Genomic DNA, 16145 nt, shown 5'->3' on the forward strand with positions numbered 1-16145 from the left:
GGGCAAGGTTGTAGTCCGGGCGCGATTGCCATGCCTAGTCAAAAGAGGGTGAAACCGGGCGAACGGCCTGCCCCGCGTCCGATCTGCAACAGGCCGGGCAGCGTTCCAATGAAAATGGCGGCCCCGAAGGACCGCCATTGCCTGTTCTTTGCAGTTGGGGCGCTTACGCGGCCACCAGGCTCCGCAGCACATAGTGCAGGATGCCGCCATTCTTGAAATAGTCGAGCTCGTTGGCCGTATCGATGCGGCAGCGGGTTTCGACATTGAGCACATCGCCATTGGCGCGGGTGATCTTGACCGTGACATTGGCGCGCGGTTCGATGCTCTCGACCCCGGCGATGTCGACGGTTTCGGTGCCATCGAGGCCCAGGCTCTGCCAGCTCTCGCCGTCCTTGAACTGCAGCGGAATGACGCCCATGCCGACCAGGTTGGAGCGGTGGATACGCTCGAAGCTCTGGGCGATCACGGCCTTGATGCCGAGCAGGTTCGTGCCCTTGGCGGCCCAGTCTCGGGAAGAGCCGGTGCCGTATTCCTTGCCGGCGAAGATCACCAGCGGCGTGCCCTTCTGCTGATAGGCCATGGCCGCATCATAGATCGGCATCTGCTCGCCCGACGGACCCTTGGTGAAGCCGCCTTCGACGCCATCGAGCATCATGTTCTTGATGCGGATATTGGCGAAGGTGCCGCGCATCATCACCTCGTGATTGCCGCGGCGGGCGCCGTAGGAGTTGAAATCCTTGGGGGCCACCTGGCGTTCGGTGAGATACTTGCCGGCGGGCGTGGTCGGCTTGAACGAACCGGCCGGGGAAATGTGGTCGGTGGTGATCGAGTCGAGGAACAGCGCAAGCACCCGGGCCGAAACCACATCGGTCACCGGCTTGGGTTCCATGGTGAGGTCTTCGAAATAGGGCGGGTTCTGGACATAGGTCGAGGACCCGTTCCAGCCATAGGTTTCTCCGCCTTCCACAGCAATGGACTGCCAGTGCTTGTCGCCCTTGAACACGTCCGAATAGCGCGAGCGGAACATCTCGGCGGTGACGTGCTTGCGCACGATCTCGGCGACTTCGTGATTGGTCGGCCAGATGTCCTTGAGATAGACCGGCTTGCCATCCTTGCCCGTGCCGATGGGCTGGGTGGTGATATCGACATTGAGCGTGCCGAGCAGCGCATAGGCGACGACCAGCGGCGGGGACGCGAGATAGTTCGCCCGCACATCCGGGTTCACGCGGCCTTCAAAATTGCGGTTGCCCGACAGCACCGAAGCGGCGACCAGCTTGTTCTCGTTGATGCAATCGGAAATGGCCTGCGGCAGCGGGCCGGAATTGCCGATACAGGTGGTGCAGCCATAGCCGACGAGATTGAAGCCGATGGCATCGAGATCGTCCTGCAGGCCTGCGGCGGTGAGATAGTCGGTGACCACCTGCGAGCCGGGGGCCAGCGAGGTCTTGACCCAGGGCTTGGAGTCAAGGCCGAGCGCACGCGCCTTGCGGGCGACGAGACCGGCCGCGACCAGCACTGAAGGGTTGGACGTATTGGTGCAGGAGGTGATCGCCGCGATCACCACCGAGCCGTCATTGATACCGTAGTCGGCACCCTTGACCGGGAAAGCGGCTTCTTCAGGAATGTCGTCGACACCGGTGGCGCCTTCATCGACAAAGCGGCTTTCGCCCTTGCTGTCGGGGTTGGCGGCACGCTCGATGCGGCCACCGGACAATTCCGGCAGGGCGGCGGCAAAGGCCGAAGTGACATCCTTGAGCGCCACGCGATCCTGCGGGCGCTTGGGACCGGAAAGCGACGGCACCACGGTCGAGAGATCAAGTTCGAGGCTCGAGGTGAACACCGGATCGGGCGTGTCCGAGGTGCGGAACATGCCCTGGGCCTTGGAATAGGCTTCCACCAGCGCCACGCGGTCGGCATCGCGGCCGGTGGTGGCGAGGAATTTCAGCGTATCGGCATCGACCGGGAAATAGCCACAGGTGGCGCCGTATTCGGGTGCCATATTGGCGATGGTCGCCTGGTCTTCGAGGCTGAGGTAATCCAGGCCCGGTCCGTAGAACTCGACGAACTTGCCGACCACGCCCTTCTTGCGCAGCATTTCGGTGACGGTCAGCACGAGGTCGGTGGCGGTGATGCCTTCATTGATCTTGCCGGTGAGCTTGAAGCCCACGACTTCCGGGATCAGCATGGAAATCGGCTGGCCGAGCATGGCGGCCTCGGCCTCGATGCCGCCCACGCCCCAGCCAAGCACGGCCATGCCATTGACCATGGTGGTGTGCGAGTCGGTGCCCACCAGCGTATCGGGATAGGCGACGGTTTCCCCGTTCTCGGTCTTGGTCCAGACGGTCTGGGCCAGATATTCGAGGTTCACCTGGTGGCAGATGCCGGTGCCGGGGGGCACGACGCGGAAATTGTCGAAGGCCGACTGGCCCCAGCGCAGGAATTCGTAGCGCTCGACATTGCGCTCATATTCGAGTTCGACATTCTGCTCGAAGGCCAGAGGCGTGCCGAAGCTGTCGACCATCACCGAGTGATCGATGACGAGGTCAACCGGCACCAGCGGGTTGATCTTCTGCGGATTGGCGCCGAGCTTGGCGGTGGCATCGCGCATGGCGGCCAGGTCAACCACGGCCGGAACGCCGGTAAAGTCCTGCATGAGGACGCGGGCCGGGCGGTACTGGATTTCGTATTCGGAGGTGCGGCTGACCAGCCAGTCGGCAATCGCCTGGATGTCTTCCTTCTTGACCGTCCGGTTGTCTTCAAAGCGCAGCAGGTTTTCCAGCACCACTTTCATCGAACTGGGCAGTTTGGAAACGCCCGTCAGACCGTTCTTTTCGGCCTCGACGATGGAATAATAGGTGTAGGTCTTGCCACCGACACTGAGCGTGGACTTGGATTTGAAACTGTCGATCTGTGTCACGATGCTCCGCCCTTTGCTGCTATACGACGCGTCCAGGCACTATAGGGGGCCGCCGGAAACGCCGCGTTTTCTGGAATGACTCCAATTCACTTGGGCTTATAGTCAATCGGATAGGCCCTTGCCAGTACGACCATGGGTTCAATACGAGATGGGGCCATGACGCACCGGCAAGTCTATCCGCCAATTCGCCTGAAAACCCATGGCCTTGCCTGTGGCCGGGGCGAAACCGTGCTGGCAGGCGATATCGATCTCGATCTGGCGGGGGGAACGGGCCTGGTGCTGCGCGGCGCCAACGGGGTGGGCAAATCCACCCTGCTCCTGACCCTTGCCGGCCTGCTGGCCCCGCTGGCCGGGCATATCGAACTCATCGGGCATGATGCCGAGGACGGCCCGGCCCTGCACCATTGCGGCCACCGCAATGCGGTGCGTCCGCGCCTCAGCGTCAAGGACACGCTCACCTTCTGGGCCGCGATCAATGGCGCCCATGGCCTTGCCATCGACGCAGCGCTCGACCGGGTCGGGCTCGGCATGGCGGCAAAGCTCGATGCCGGCTATCTCTCGGCCGGACAGGGACGGCGGCTGGCGCTGGCGCGCCTCCTGGTCTCCCCCCGGCCCCTCTGGCTGCTCGACGAACCCGGTGCCGCCCTCGACACGCAAGGCCAGGCGCTGCTGGCAGACCTTCTGGCATCCCATCTCCAGCAGGGGGGCCTTGCCATCCTGGCCAGCCACGACCCGGTTGAGGTTGCCGGCTTTTCCGTATTGACGCTGGGAGAGCGGCCATGACCGGCTTTACCGGCACCATAAGGCGCGACCTGCGTCTGGCGCTCGCCGGGGGCGGGGAGATCATGACCCTTCTCCTCTTCTTCATCATCGTCGGTGCCATCACCCCCTTTGCGGTCGGCCCGGACCAGGGCCTTCTCGCCCGCATCGCCCCGGGCGTCGTGTGGATCGCAGCCTTTCTCGCCATGCTGCTGGGCCTCGACCGCCTGCTGCGCCCCGATCGCGAGGACGGCACGCTGGCGCTCTATCGGCTCGCCGATACGCCGCTCTCGGCCATCATTGCCGCAAAAGTGATCGTCTATTGGCTGACCAGCGCCCTGCCCCTCGTCCTTGCCTCGCCCTTCCTGGCGCTCATATTCGGCATGGACATGGAGACCTTCGGGCGCACAGTTTCGTCCCTGCTGCTCGGCACGCCGGCCCTTGCGGCTTTCGGCACCTTCGGCGCGGCGGTTACCGTGGCGGTGCGGCGCGGCGGGCTCTTGGCGCCGATCCTGATCGCCCCGCTCTGCGTGCCGGTGCTGATCTTCGGGGTCGGGGCCATCGCCCCCATGGGCGGGCCGGACCAGGCCCAGGCCGCCATGCTGCTGCTTGCGGCACTCAGTCTCATGGCCTGCGCCCTCTCTCCCTTTGCCGCCGCGCTTGCGATAGACTGGGGGGAAGAGTAGAGCCCTAGGACGTGCATCAGGTCATTCCCGCGCAAGCGGGAACCCCTGTTTGACCAAGACAAAACGAAGGTCCCCGCGTGCGCGGGGATGACGCTGTGAGAGCCACCGTGGATCGCGCCCCATGACCACCGACAGCACCCCAAAAATGAGCTGGTGGAACCGGCTGGCCCATCCCGGTGAATTCGTGCGCTGGACGCGGCCGCTGGTCTGGCCGCTGGCCGGGCTGACGGCGCTGCTGTTTGCCGTTGGGCTCTGGTACGCCTTCTTCAATTCCCCCGCCGACTACCAGATGGGTGACACGGTGCGCATCATGTATGTGCATGTGCCCACCGCCTGGCTCAGCCAGTTCGTCTATGCGACCATGGCCGTCTCGGCGCTGGGCACGCTGATCTGGCGCCATCCCATGGCCGATGTGTCGATGAAGGCCGCCGCCCCGCTGGGCGCCGCCTTTACCGCCATGGCCCTGTTCACCGGCTCCATGTGGGGCCGCCCGACCTGGGGCACGTTCTGGGAATGGGACGGGCGCATGACCTCGACCCTGATCCTGCTCTTCATCTATCTCGGCATTGTCGCGCTCTGGCGCGCCTTCGACGACCAGTTGCGCGCCGCCCGCGTCGTCGCCGTCTTTACGCTCGTCGGGGCGATCAATGTGCCGATCATCAAATTCTCGGTCGACTGGTGGAGCACCCTGCACCAGCCCGCCAGCGTCTTCCGAGCCGATGGCCCCACCATGCCCGGCTCGCTCCTCACCCCGCTGTTTCTGATGTTCTTCGCCTTCACTTTCTTGTTCATCACCCTGCAGCTTGTGGCCATGCACACCGAGGTGCGCCGCCGAAGGGTGATGACGCTCGAGCGCAAGGCCGCGCGCGAGGTGCCCGCATGATCGGACTGGGCGAACATGCCGGCTTCATCATCGCCGCCTATGCCGGCGTCTTTGCCGGCCTCGGCGGGCTGATTGCCTGGACCGTGCTGGCCAGCCGCCGGGTCAATGCGCGCCTCAGCGAACTCGGGGACAAGCGCAGCTGATGCGATATGCAGTCTTTGCCCTGCCGCTGATCGCGCTGGTGGCGCTGGTGGCCGTCTTTGCCTTTTCCATGGATCGCGACGCGAGCCTGGTGCGCTCGGTGCTGATTGACCGCCCTGCCCCCCAATTCGCCCTGGCGCCGGTCGAGGGCCTCGGCGTACCCGGTTTCGACACGGCAACGCTTGAGGGCACCCCGACCCTGGTCAATGTCTTTGCTTCCTGGTGCATCCCCTGCCGTGACGAGCATCCGCTGCTCGAAAGCCTCAAGGCCGAGACCGGCATCCGCATGTTCGGCATCAATCACTCCGACGCGCCGGAAAACGCCCGCGCCTTCCTCGACGAACTGGGCAATCCCTATGACGCGGTGGGCGCCGATCGTGACCGCCGGGTCTCGATCGACTGGGGCGTCTATGGCGTGCCCGAGACGTTTCTCGTCAATGCCGCGGGCGTGATCGTCTATAAGCATGTCGGCCCGCTCAGCCCCGAGGCCATCGAATCCGAACTCAAGCCGGCGATTTCAGGTCTGGAAGGCTGACTTATTCACACCGCGTTCAGACTTGCTCTGGCAATGTGCGGGCACATCGCGTACCAAGTTGGATGATGTTGGATTTGCTGCGGAAATTTCTGAACGACGAGGCGGGCATCAGCCTTGTCGAATATGGCCTGATCGCGGCGATCATCACCGTGGTGACGACTTTTGCCGTCTCCGCCGCCGGCTATAATATCGTCGACATCCTCAGCTGACCGGGCACGGCATTGGAGCGTTTTCAAGAAAAGTGGTATCCACTTTTCTGGTTCGAAAACGTGACCATTCAACAACTTAGAGCTCTCGTTCTGATTCAATCAGAACGAGAAAGTCTCTAGAAGTCGCTGGTCAAACCCTTGATTTCCCAATCTCCGTAACGCCCCGGCTCCAGTCCGCCGCGCCCGCCCTTTTCCTTGGGCGCCATGGCTGTTTCGGCGTCGATGGCGGCGCGCCGCGCTTCGGCTTCCGCCAGTGCCCGCTGGGCCTGGGGGCTCAAGACCTTGGGGGCCTCTGGCATCACCGCTTCGCTGTCATCTGGCATGGTCTTGGCACTTCCCTGCTTGCGCGGAACCCTTGGACACCCAACATAGTTGGTCGAGACATCCAACCCAAGGGGTTAGACATCATGTTCAATGCCTTCCGCACCTTTGTCCTGCTCGCGGGCATGACCGCGCTCTTCATGGTGGTGGGCTATTTCATCGGCGGCACCGGCGGCATGCTTCTGGCGCTGGGCTTTGCAGCCGTCACCAACCTGTTCGCCTACTGGAACTCGGACAAGATGGTGCTGCGCATGCAGAACGCCGTCCCGGTGGAGCGCTCCCGCGCGCCCGAACTCTACGACATGGTCGATACCCTGTCCCAGCGCGCCGGCATTCCGACCCCCGCTGTCTATGTCATCGAGACCGACCAGCCCAATGCCTTCGCCACCGGCCGCGATCCGTCCAATGCCGCCGTGGCAGTGTCCTCGGGCCTCTTGCGCCAGCTCGATACACGCGAAGTCGCCGGCGTCGTGGCGCACGAGCTTGCCCATATCAAGAACCGCGACACCCTGACCATGACCATTACGGCTACTCTCGCCGGTGCGATTTCGGCGCTGGCGCAGTTCGGGCTGTTCTTCGGCGGCGGCAATAATCGCGACAATCCCTTGGGCGGCATCGGCGCATTACTCATGGTGTTCCTGGCCCCCGTCGCCGCCATGATCGTGCAGATGGCGGTGAGCCGGACGCGCGAATACGAAGCCGACAAGGATGGCGCCATGATCGCAGGCGATCCGCTCGCCCTGGCCTCGGCGCTCAACAAGATCGCCACGCTCGCCGGCCGCCAGGTCAATGTCGCGGCCGAGCGCAATCCGGCCATGGCGCATATGTATATCGTCAATCCGCTCTCCGGGCAGCGCATGGACAACCTGTTCTCGACCCATCCCGATACCGGCAACCGCATTGCCGCCCTGCAAAGGCTTGCCGCCGAGATGCGTGTGGACGATAAGGGGCGCCGTCCCGAACCCCGCCCGCGCCCCGTTTCCTCCGGCCGCGACAATGGCGGTGGCTGGCGGGTACCGACCGTGGGGCGCACCGAAGACGATGGCGGAGCGCGCGGTCCCTGGGGTTAGAACCGAGCGTGACCAAGAAAACCGATCCGGCGGGGCTCAAGCTCCGCCTTGCCGCCGCCCAGCGCCTGAAATCCGTTCTGGGCGGCGATCATTTTGCCCCCCTGTCGGCCCACGACATGCCCGACGGGCGGGACCGGGCATTGGCCAACCGGCTGGTGACCACCGCCCTGCGCCGCCAGGGCCAGATCAATGCCATGATCGCCGAACTGCTCGAAAAGGGCCTGCCGCCGCGCTCGGGCAGCTTTGAGGCCGTGCTGCGCCTCAGCCTGGCGCAACTGGTTTTCCTGCCCGACCTGGGTGCCCACAGCGCCCTGTTCCTCGCCGTCGAAGCCATCCGCCGCGATCCCAAGGCCCGGCATCTGACCGGGCTGATGAATGCGGTTCTGCGCAAGGCGCAGTCCAATTCGGCCCGCTATGGCCTCATGGATGAAAGCCTCCTGCTGCCCGCCGAAGTCGCCCAGGCCTGGCAGGACCAATATGGCGCGGACGCCATCGCCGCCTTCGAGCAGGCCCTGATTTCCGGCGCGCCGCTCGACCTCACCCTGCGCGACAATGACCCCGACCTGATCGAAGCCCTTGGCGCGACGCCGCTGATCGCCGATTCGGTGCGGCTCGAAAGCCGCGACCGGCCGGTGGAGGCGCTGCCGGGCTACGATGCCGGCCGCTTCTGGGTGCAGGATGCGGCCTCGGCCCTGCCGGCGCGCCTCCTCAACCTCTCCAAGGGTGCCGAGGTGCTCGACCTCTGTGCCGCTCCGGGCGGCAAGACGGCGCAATTGCTCAAGGCCGGCTATGTGGTGACGGCGCTGGACGCCGACGCCGCCCGGCTTGAGCGGCTGCGCGCCAACATGGACCGCCTCGGCTATCAGCCAACCGTCATCGAGGCCGACGCCGCCACATTCGGCCCCACAAAGCCCTTTGACGGGGTATTGCTCGACGCCCCCTGCTCGGCCACCGGCACCTTTCGCCGCCACCCTGAAGTGCTCTGGCAGCGCTCGGCCCGCGGCATCGCCGAACGGGTGCGCCTGCAACAGGCGCTTCTGGCCAATGCCTATCGCTGTCTGGCGCCCGGCGGCACCCTCATCTATGCCGTCTGCTCGCTGGAGCCCGACGAGGGCGAGCACATGGCCGAATGGGCCCTCGGCGCCCTGCCCGAATTGGCCCTCATGCCGATTGTGGCCGACGAGCTGCCTGGCCTTGAGGCCGCCATAACCCCGGCCGGCACGCTGCGCTGCCATCCCGGCCTCGCGCCCCATGGCATTGACGGTGGAATGGACGGCTTCTTCGTGGCGCGTTTCCAGCGAACGCGGTAAAGGCTTCGTGAAGACGATGCGGGGAAGGCATCGTCAAAAAGGATTGATCTGGTGAAGGTGACCGCTCGCGCCCCCGGCGCAACAGCGACAGACCGGGAGGCCGTCTCATGAGCGGCCGGCTGCTTGGCGCCGGGCGGACGCTGGCCCTCGGTCTCGCCGATGGCCTCGTCACCATGCCGCTCCTGCGCTGGACCTGGCGCGGCCAGTCGGACCACGTCTTTGCCGGCGACCTGCCCGATTTCCGCCCCGCCGACCGCGAAGCGGTGCGCGAGATGATGACCGGCCGGTACCTCCTGGCCTCAAAGCTGTTCGAAACCGGCGGCACCTCGCCCTTCGCGCTCGATGTCGATCACCCCGACTGGTGGAACAACCTGCAGTCCTTCTCCTGGCTGCGCCATTTCCGCGACGTCCGCGACTCCGGCGAAAAGCTCTTTGCCCGCACCCTGGTGCTGGACTGGATCGGCCGCGAAGGTCAGTTCGAACATGACAGCTGGACCCTGACCCTCACCGCCCAGCGCGTCCTCAACTGGTTGCGCCACCTGACCCTGGTGCTCGATGGCGCCACCCAGGACCAGGCCCGGACCATCCAGCGCAGCATCGGTGCCCAGGTGCAGAGCCTGAGGGTGCGCGGCCCCCTGGCCGCCGAGCCCGCCGAAGAGCTCTTTGCCGCAATGGGCCTGTTGGGCGCCGAATTGTGCAATGTCGCCGACGTGCCCAATCCCGATCCGCTGATCGAGCGGCTCGATGCCATCCTCGCCCGCCAGCTCGACAGCGACGGGCTGCACCTGTCGCGCAATCCGCGCCTGCAACTGGCGCTGCTGACCGAACTGGCCAGCCTGCGCCGCGCCACCGGCCGGCATGGCAGCGCCGCCCTGTCGCAGCTGACCAACCGCATCGACCGCATGCACGAGGCGCTCGATGCCCTGACCCTGTCGAGCGGCGAGCCGGTCTATTTCAATGGCTGCGGCCAGGTGCCCCATGATGTGCTGGTGGCCGTGCAGGCCAATGGCCCATCGGCGCCCCGCCGGTCGCAGCTCATGGGCGGCTACGGCATCCTGCGCTCCGGCGAGACGGTGGTCATTGCCGATGGCGGCCAGCGCCCGCCACCCGGCTTCGACACCGAAGCCCATGCCGGCGGCCTCGGCTTCGAATTTGCCCATGGGCGCGAGCTGATAGTGGGCTCCTGCGGACCGGCGCCGTCCGACCTGCCGGAAAGCCGGGCTCTGTTCCGCCAGGGCATCGCCCATTCATCGCCCACGCTCGATGCCGAGGACCCGGACCCTGCGCGCCTGCGCCGCCGGCCGGAACCTGCCATGACGCTCGACCCTGCTGAGCACATGCTGGCCCTGACTACCCACGGCTATGCCGGCAAATATGGCGCCGAGATCGAACGGCGGCTGACTCTTCTGTCCGAAGGCCAGACCCTGGTCGGGCAGGACCGCATCCTGGCCCAGGGCGAGCCCAATGGGCACTTGGCCATCCGCTTTCACCTGGCGCCGGGCGTCAAGATCCGCCGCACCAGCGGCGAGAGCATTGCCCGGCTCTTCGTGCCCGATGGCACGGTGTGGAGTTTTCTCTGGGAGGGCGCCGGTTTCCGCGAGGACGACAGTGTCCGCCAGTCGGCTTATCTGGGGTTCCACCGCTCCCGCCAGCTGGTGCTGGAAGCCGATATCGGCGCCACCACCGAAGTCGCCTGGATTTTCACGCGCGAACAATAGCCGCGTGTCGCAATCGGCCCTTCGGCGCCGCTTTGCACCCGTTTCTGCCTGCCATGTCCGCAAAGCGATTGGCCTTTGGCGCGCATCGTGCTAGCGAGCCGGTCAAATTCCTCCATTGACGGCGAGACACATACCCATGGGCAAGACGGTACAGGTCGGGCGGGCACTGCTTTCGGTTTTCGACAAATCCGGCATGGCCGATTTTGCCAGGGGCCTGTCCGAGGCCGGGGTGGAGCTGGTATCCACCGGCGGCACGCACCGGCTGATCCGCGAGACTGGCCTCACCGTGCGGGACATTTCCGATCTCACCGGCTTTCCCGAAATGATGGATGGCCGCGTCAAGACGCTGCATCCCAAGGTCCATGGCGGACTGTTGTCCGTGCGCGACAATCCCGAACACCAGGCGTCGATGGACACCCACGAGATCGGCCCCATCGATCTCGTCGCCGTCAATCTCTACCCGTTCGAAAAGACCGTCGCCTCCGGCGCCAGCTATGACGAGATCATCGAGAATATCGATATCGGCGGTCCGGCCATGGTGCGCTCGGCGGCCAAGAACCATGCTTTCGTGACCGTCGTCGTCGATCCTGCCGATTATCCTTCCATTCTTGAGGCCATCAGGGCCGGCGGTATCCCGTTTGAGATGCGCCAGCGCCTTGCCGCCAAGGCCTATGCCCGCACCGCCGCCTATGACAGCGCCATCTCGAGCTGGTTCGCGCGCGAAATCGACTTTGCCGATGTCAACTACCGCAGCTTTGCCGGCACCTTGAGCGAAGTCATGCGCTATGGCGAAAACCCGCATCAATGGGCCGGCTTCTACAAGACCGGCGAAGATCGCCCCGGCGTTGCCACCGCCACCCAGGTTCAGGGCAAGACGCTCTCCTACAACAATATCAACGACACCGACGCCGCCTTCGAGCTGGTGAGCGAATTCGATCCGGCCGAAACCGCCGCTGTTGCCATCATCAAGCACGCCAATCCCTGCGGCGTCGCCGTGGCCGGTGATCTCAGGACCGCCTATTTGAAGGCGCTGCGCACCGATCCGGTCTCGGCCTTTGGCGGCATCGTCGCCACCAATCGCGAGATCGACGCCGCAACGGCGACCGAAATCGTCAAGGTGTTCACCGAAGTGATCGTCGCCCCCTCGGCCACGCCGGAGGCCCAGGACATCATTGCGGCCAAGAAGAACCTGCGCTTACTGCTGACCGGCGGCGTCGCCGACCCCAAGGCCGATGGCCTCATGGTCAAATCCGTCGCCGGGGGCCTGCTGGTGCAGGGCCGCGACAACCGCAATGTCGATGATTGCGACCTCAAGGTGGTGAGCAAGCGCCAGCCGACCGAACAGGAACTGGTCGACCTCAAACTGGCGGCGAAGGTGGCAAAGCACGTCAAGTCCAACGCCATCATCTATGTCAAGGATGGCGCCACTGCCGGCATCGGCGCCGGGCAGATGAGCCGCGTGGATTCGGCCCGCGTCGCCCATCGCAAGTCCATAGACGCCGCCCAGGCGGCCGGGATCGAAGGCGCGTTGACCGAAGGCTCGGTCGTCGCCTCGGACGCCTTCTTCCCCTTCGCAGATGGTCTTGAAGCCCTGGTCGCAGCCGGCGCCACCGCCGTCATCCAGCCGGGCGGCTCCATGCGCGACGACGAGGTCATCGCCGCCGCCGACAAGGCCGGCATCGCCATGGTCATGACCGGAATGCGCCATTTCCGTCATTGATGCGTCTTGGCAGGGGCCACTCGCGGTCCGGGGCGCCAAGATTACCGAAATGTAATTGTTTCGGGATGTGCAAGTAAGGGCTTCTTGAGAGAGGTCGTGCCATGATGAGGATGCCGCGATGCGTCGCGCGGTGTTTGAGGCATGGCCATGCGCCTGACTGTTCCGACCGATCTCAGCAGCCTGCTGCAGAAGGGGCTTGCCCGCTCCGTGGCTTCGCTGGGCATCAAGATTGCCACGGCCGGGCTGACCTATCTCACCTATGTGGTGCTGTCGCGGACCCAGACGGCCGACGAATATGGCCATTTCGCCTTCGGGCTGGCGCTCGCAACCGTGCTCGCCATTCTCGCCGCCCTCGGGCAGCCCATGGCCGTCCTGCGCCTCTGGGCGCAGTTCCGCGGCGCCGGCAATCCGCAAGGCGCCAATGACAGCATCAGGGCCGGTTCGGCCCTGACCATCATGGGCGGGCTGGCCACGACAGCGCTCCTCTGCCTCGGCGCCGTCATGGCCCTGCCCTTCCTGCCCGCTGACCAGACCGTCAACCACCTGTTCGGCGCCGCCTTCCTGATCCTGCCCATGGCGCTGGCCGAGTACAATTCCTCGGCCCTGCGGGCCCAGGGCTCGCTCTGGACCGCGCTCCTGCCGCGCGACATCTTCTGGCGACTGGCCCTGCCGCTCATCGCCCTCGCCCTGGCCGGGCTGGGCGTCGCCCTCAGCGGTCCAGATGCGCTTGTCCTCTCGGCCGCGCTGCTCATGGGCATGCTGATCCTGCAGATGCGGGTGGCGGACCGGCACGGCTATGTCATTCAGCCATCGCTGGCCCCGGTGCCCGGGCACCGCAAGGCGTGGGGCAATCTCAGCCGCTGGCTGCTGATCGGCGCGCTGATAGAAACCGCCACCCTCAATGCCGACGTCATCCTGGTCGGCCTCATGCTCGACCTCGAAAGCTCGGGCCTTTATTTCAACGCCTTCCGCACCGCCGGGCTGATGACGCTGTTCACCTTCGCCATCGAACTGGTGATCGCGCCCATGGTGGCCGAACACTATCACGCCGGACAATTGCGCCTGGCCCAGGCGGTCACGGCGCTCTGCGCCTGGGCCGGCTTCATCTTCTCGCTGGCCATCTTTGCCGGCTTCGCGCTGTTCGGGGAAACGGTGCTGTCCCTGTTCGGCCCCTACTATGCCGAGGGCTGGCTGGTGCTGGTGCTGCTGGCCTTTGGCCTATTGTTCGACGCGGCCACCGGCCCTTCCAAGATCGTGATGATGATGACCGGGCATGAGCGCGCCTATGCGGGCCTCTTCGGCTCGATCATGCTGGTCGGCTTCCTCGTCCAGATCGTCGTGATCCCCGTCTGGGGCGTGGTCGGCGCCGCCCTGGTCAATATGAGCGCCCGCATCCTGGCGCAGATCGTGATCGCGCTCTGGTGCCGGTTCCGCATCGGCCTCGACACCAGCCTCTTCGGTGCCCTGGCCATCCCCCGCTCCAGCCCGGCCTGACCGGGGCCGGCAAACCGTACCCGCGAGTACGGTTCCGCTTGACCCCCGGCCCGGCTTGGGCTTAGAACCAGTCCAAACTTCATTCCAGCCGGAAATATGGAAATGACCAAGGCCCGCACGCTCTACGACAAGATCTGGGACGACCATCTGGTCCAGAACAACGAGGACGGCACGAGCCTGCTCTATATCGACCGGCACCTGGTGCACGAAGTGACCAGCCCCCAGGCCTTCGAAGGGCTGCGCATGAACGGCCGCAAGGTCCGTCATCCCGAACGGACCCTGGCCGTGGTCGACCACAATGTGCCCACCACCGACCGCTCCCTGCCCAATCCCGATCCCGACAGCGCCATCCAGATCGAAACGTTGGCCGAAAACACCCGCGATTTCGGCATCGAATATTATGACCCGTTCGACCGTCGTCAGGGCATCGTCCATATCGTGGGTCCCGAACAGGGCTTTACCCTGCCCGGCATGACCATCGTCTGCGGCGACAGCCACACCTCGACCCACGGCGCGTTCGGCGCGCTGGCCCATGGCATCGGCACCTCCGAGGTCGAACACGTTCTGGCCACCCAGACGCTGATCCAGCAGAAGGCCAAGAACATGCTGGTGCGCGTCGACGGGCAACTGCCCGAAGGCGTCACCGCCAAGGACATCATCCTTGCCATCATCGGCGAAATCGGCACGGCCGGCGGCACCGGCCACGTCATCGAATTTGCCGGCGAAGCCATCCGCTCGCTTTCCATGGAAGGCCGCATGACGGTCTGCAACATGACCATCGAAGGCGGCGCCCGCGCCGGCCTCATCGCCCCGGACGACAAGACTTTTGCCTATGTCCAGGATCGGCCGCGCGCCCCCAAGGGCCAGGCCTGGGACATGGCGCTCGACAATTGGAAGACCCTCTATACCGACGAGGGCGCCCATTACGACAAGGTCGTCATCCTCGATGCCGCCAAACTGCCGCCGATCGTCTCCTGGGGCTCCTCGCCCGAAGACGTGATCTCGGTGCAGGGCGTTGTGCCCAATCCGGCCGACATTGCCGACGAGACCAAGCGCGCCAGCAAGCAGCGTGCGCTCGACTATATGGGGCTCAAGCCCGGCACCCCGATCACCGACATCAAGCTCGACAAGGTGTTCATCGGCTCCTGCACCAATGGCCGTATCGAAGACCTGCGAGCCGCCGCCGCCGTGATCGGCGACCGCAAGGTCGCCGCCCATGTCTCGGCCATGGTCGTGCCGGGCTCGGGCCTGGTCAAGGAACAGGCCGAAGCCGAGGGGCTCGACAAGGTGTTCATCAATGCCGGCTTCGAATGGCGCGAGCCGGGCTGCTCGATGTGCCTGGCCATGAACCCGGACAAGCTCAAGCCTGAAGAGCGCTGCGCCTCGACCAGCAATCGCAATTTCGAAGGCCGCCAGGGGTTCAAGGGCCGCACCCACCTCGTGTCCCCCGCCATGGCCGCAGCCGCTGCCATTGCCGGCCACTTCGTCGATATCCGCGAGTGGCGCTGACAAGCCCGGTCCTCACAGGCGCCGATGCTGACCACTCGACACGGTAGAGACCTCATGGTGAGCCTGTCGAACCACGAGGTCGTGGCATGACGGACTGGTCAAAAGCCTTTGCACCCACCCTCGACGACATCGAGGCATTGGCCACTCAGGCGCTCAAGGACCTGCCCGAGCCCTTCAAGGGGCTCGCGGCCGACGTCACCTGTTCGGTGGCCGAATACGCCGAAGACGATGTGCTCGAAGGCTTCGGCATGGAGAGCCCGTTCGAGCTCATGGGCCTGTTTCACGGCATCGGCCTCACCGAAGACGGGGCCGTGCCCCAGACCGGGCAATTGCCCAACACGGTATTCCTCTATCGCCGCGCCATTCTCGACTACTGGGCCGAGCACGACGACAACACGCTGGGCGAAATCGTCACCCATGTGCTGATCCACGAACTCGGCCACCACTTCGGCTTTTCCGACGAGGACATGGAGGCGCTCGAAGCCGCCGCCGATGCCGAGGAAAACGGCTGAACCGCCCTCTTTGCGATGGCGCGACGCCTACTCGCGCTCGACGAAATTGTATTCCGCTTCATTGCCGCCCGCCGGATCGTCGGAGACCAGCAGCGCCAGATTGCCCTCTTCGAGGGCGGTGAACCACTCGTCCCAGCCCACGAGCTGAAACCCGCCCAGCCGATCCGGCCCCTGATTGGCGTCGGCATTGAGGATTTCCTGCCCGAAGGACAATTGCAGCACGGTGCGGGATGTCGTGCCGCCGGGCACCTCCATCAGCACCGGATTGCCGCCCCGGGCGATCACCCATTCGCGGATGGCATCGCGGTCGGTCAGTGTCTTGGACATGTGGGCCTCCTCTGTCATGTCCTTGAGAAAGCCA

The 16145-nt window shown here is 65.1% G+C and carries 16 protein-coding genes; 13 read left to right on the forward strand and 3 right to left on the reverse strand.

The genetic code is table 11. From position 1 onward, the window contains the following. Window positions 1–163: 163 nt before the first annotated feature. A complete protein-coding gene (acnA, locus tag KIT02_RS12420; RefSeq protein ID WP_297585273.1) occupies window positions 164–2920 on the reverse strand; it encodes an aconitate hydratase AcnA in 2757 nt (918 codons plus the stop codon). Window positions 2921–3073: 153 nt separating this feature from the next. Between acnA and ccmA the strand changes: the two genes are divergently transcribed. From ccmA to KIT02_RS12450, 6 genes are all read left to right on the forward strand, one after another. Beyond that, window positions 3074–3700 carry a heme ABC exporter ATP-binding protein CcmA gene (ccmA, locus tag KIT02_RS12425; protein ID WP_297578145.1) on the forward strand — a complete coding sequence of 209 codons (627 nt, stop codon included), beginning with the start codon at window positions 3074–3076 and terminating at the stop codon, window positions 3698–3700. Then, on the forward strand, window positions 3697–4362 hold the full coding sequence (gene ccmB / locus KIT02_RS12430) for a heme exporter protein CcmB (protein ID WP_297578147.1): 666 nt from the start codon (window positions 3697–3699) through the stop codon (window positions 4360–4362). The genes ccmA and ccmB overlap by 4 nt, the downstream gene beginning before the upstream one ends. A gap of 121 nt (window positions 4363–4483) precedes the next feature. After that, the gene (locus tag KIT02_RS12435) at window positions 4484–5245 is read left to right on the forward strand and encodes a heme ABC transporter permease (protein ID WP_297578148.1); all 762 of its coding nucleotides are present in this window, start codon (window positions 4484–4486) and stop codon (window positions 5243–5245) included. Next, window positions 5242–5388 carry a heme exporter protein CcmD gene (gene ccmD, locus KIT02_RS12440; RefSeq protein ID WP_297578150.1) on the forward strand — a complete coding sequence of 49 codons (147 nt, stop codon included), beginning with the start codon at window positions 5242–5244 and terminating at the stop codon, window positions 5386–5388. The genes KIT02_RS12435 and ccmD overlap by 4 nt, the downstream gene beginning before the upstream one ends. Beyond that, a complete protein-coding gene (locus KIT02_RS12445; protein WP_297578152.1) occupies window positions 5388–5921 on the forward strand; it encodes a DsbE family thiol:disulfide interchange protein in 534 nt (177 codons plus the stop codon). Before ccmD ends, KIT02_RS12445 begins: the two co-directional genes overlap by 1 nt. A gap of 74 nt (window positions 5922–5995) precedes the next feature. Next, a complete protein-coding gene (locus KIT02_RS12450; RefSeq protein ID WP_297578154.1) occupies window positions 5996–6130 on the forward strand; it encodes a Flp family type IVb pilin in 135 nt (44 codons plus the stop codon). A 116-nt stretch (window positions 6131–6246) separates the two neighbouring features. Here KIT02_RS12450 and KIT02_RS12455 read toward each other — a convergent pair whose 3' ends face one another. Next, window positions 6247–6453 (reverse strand): DUF1674 domain-containing protein, encoded by a 207-nt coding sequence (locus KIT02_RS12455; protein WP_297578156.1) that lies wholly within the window; start codon window positions 6451–6453, stop codon window positions 6247–6249. Between the two features lie 84 nt (window positions 6454–6537). On the opposite strand from KIT02_RS12455, the gene htpX reads away from it, so the two are divergent. From htpX to KIT02_RS12490, 7 genes are all read left to right on the forward strand, one after another. After that, window positions 6538–7521, forward strand: coding sequence for a zinc metalloprotease HtpX (gene htpX / locus KIT02_RS12460; RefSeq protein WP_297578157.1), 984 nt, complete (start codon window positions 6538–6540; stop codon window positions 7519–7521). Window positions 7522–7529: 8 nt separating this feature from the next. Next, window positions 7530–8831 (forward strand): RsmB/NOP family class I SAM-dependent RNA methyltransferase, encoded by a 1302-nt coding sequence (locus KIT02_RS12465; RefSeq protein WP_297578159.1) that lies wholly within the window; start codon window positions 7530–7532, stop codon window positions 8829–8831. A gap of 107 nt (window positions 8832–8938) precedes the next feature. Next, a complete protein-coding gene (locus KIT02_RS12470; RefSeq protein ID WP_297578161.1) occupies window positions 8939–10549 on the forward strand; it encodes a heparinase II/III family protein in 1611 nt (536 codons plus the stop codon). A 136-nt stretch (window positions 10550–10685) separates the two neighbouring features. Continuing rightward, on the forward strand, window positions 10686–12269 hold the full coding sequence (gene purH, locus KIT02_RS12475) for a bifunctional phosphoribosylaminoimidazolecarboxamide formyltransferase/IMP cyclohydrolase (protein ID WP_297578163.1): 1584 nt from the start codon (window positions 10686–10688) through the stop codon (window positions 12267–12269). Window positions 12270–12416: 147 nt separating this feature from the next. Next, a complete protein-coding gene (locus KIT02_RS12480) occupies window positions 12417–13763 on the forward strand; it encodes an oligosaccharide flippase family protein (RefSeq protein WP_297578165.1) in 1347 nt (448 codons plus the stop codon). Window positions 13764–13865: 102 nt separating this feature from the next. Next, window positions 13866–15272, forward strand: coding sequence for a 3-isopropylmalate dehydratase large subunit (leuC, locus tag KIT02_RS12485; protein ID WP_297578167.1), 1407 nt, complete (start codon window positions 13866–13868; stop codon window positions 15270–15272). Window positions 15273–15358: 86 nt separating this feature from the next. Further along, window positions 15359–15784, forward strand: coding sequence for a metallopeptidase family protein (locus KIT02_RS12490; RefSeq protein ID WP_297578169.1), 426 nt, complete (start codon window positions 15359–15361; stop codon window positions 15782–15784). Between the two features lie 27 nt (window positions 15785–15811). On the opposite strand, the gene KIT02_RS12495 is transcribed toward KIT02_RS12490, so the two are convergent. Next, entirely contained in the window at window positions 15812–16111 is a 300-nt protein-coding gene (locus KIT02_RS12495; protein WP_297578171.1) for a hypothetical protein, read from the reverse strand. Between the last annotated feature and the right edge of the window lie 34 nt (window positions 16112–16145).

It is taken from the genome of Devosia sp., from assembly GCF_025809055.1.
In the GTDB taxonomy this organism is placed as follows: Bacteria; Pseudomonadota; Alphaproteobacteria; order Rhizobiales; family Devosiaceae; genus Devosia.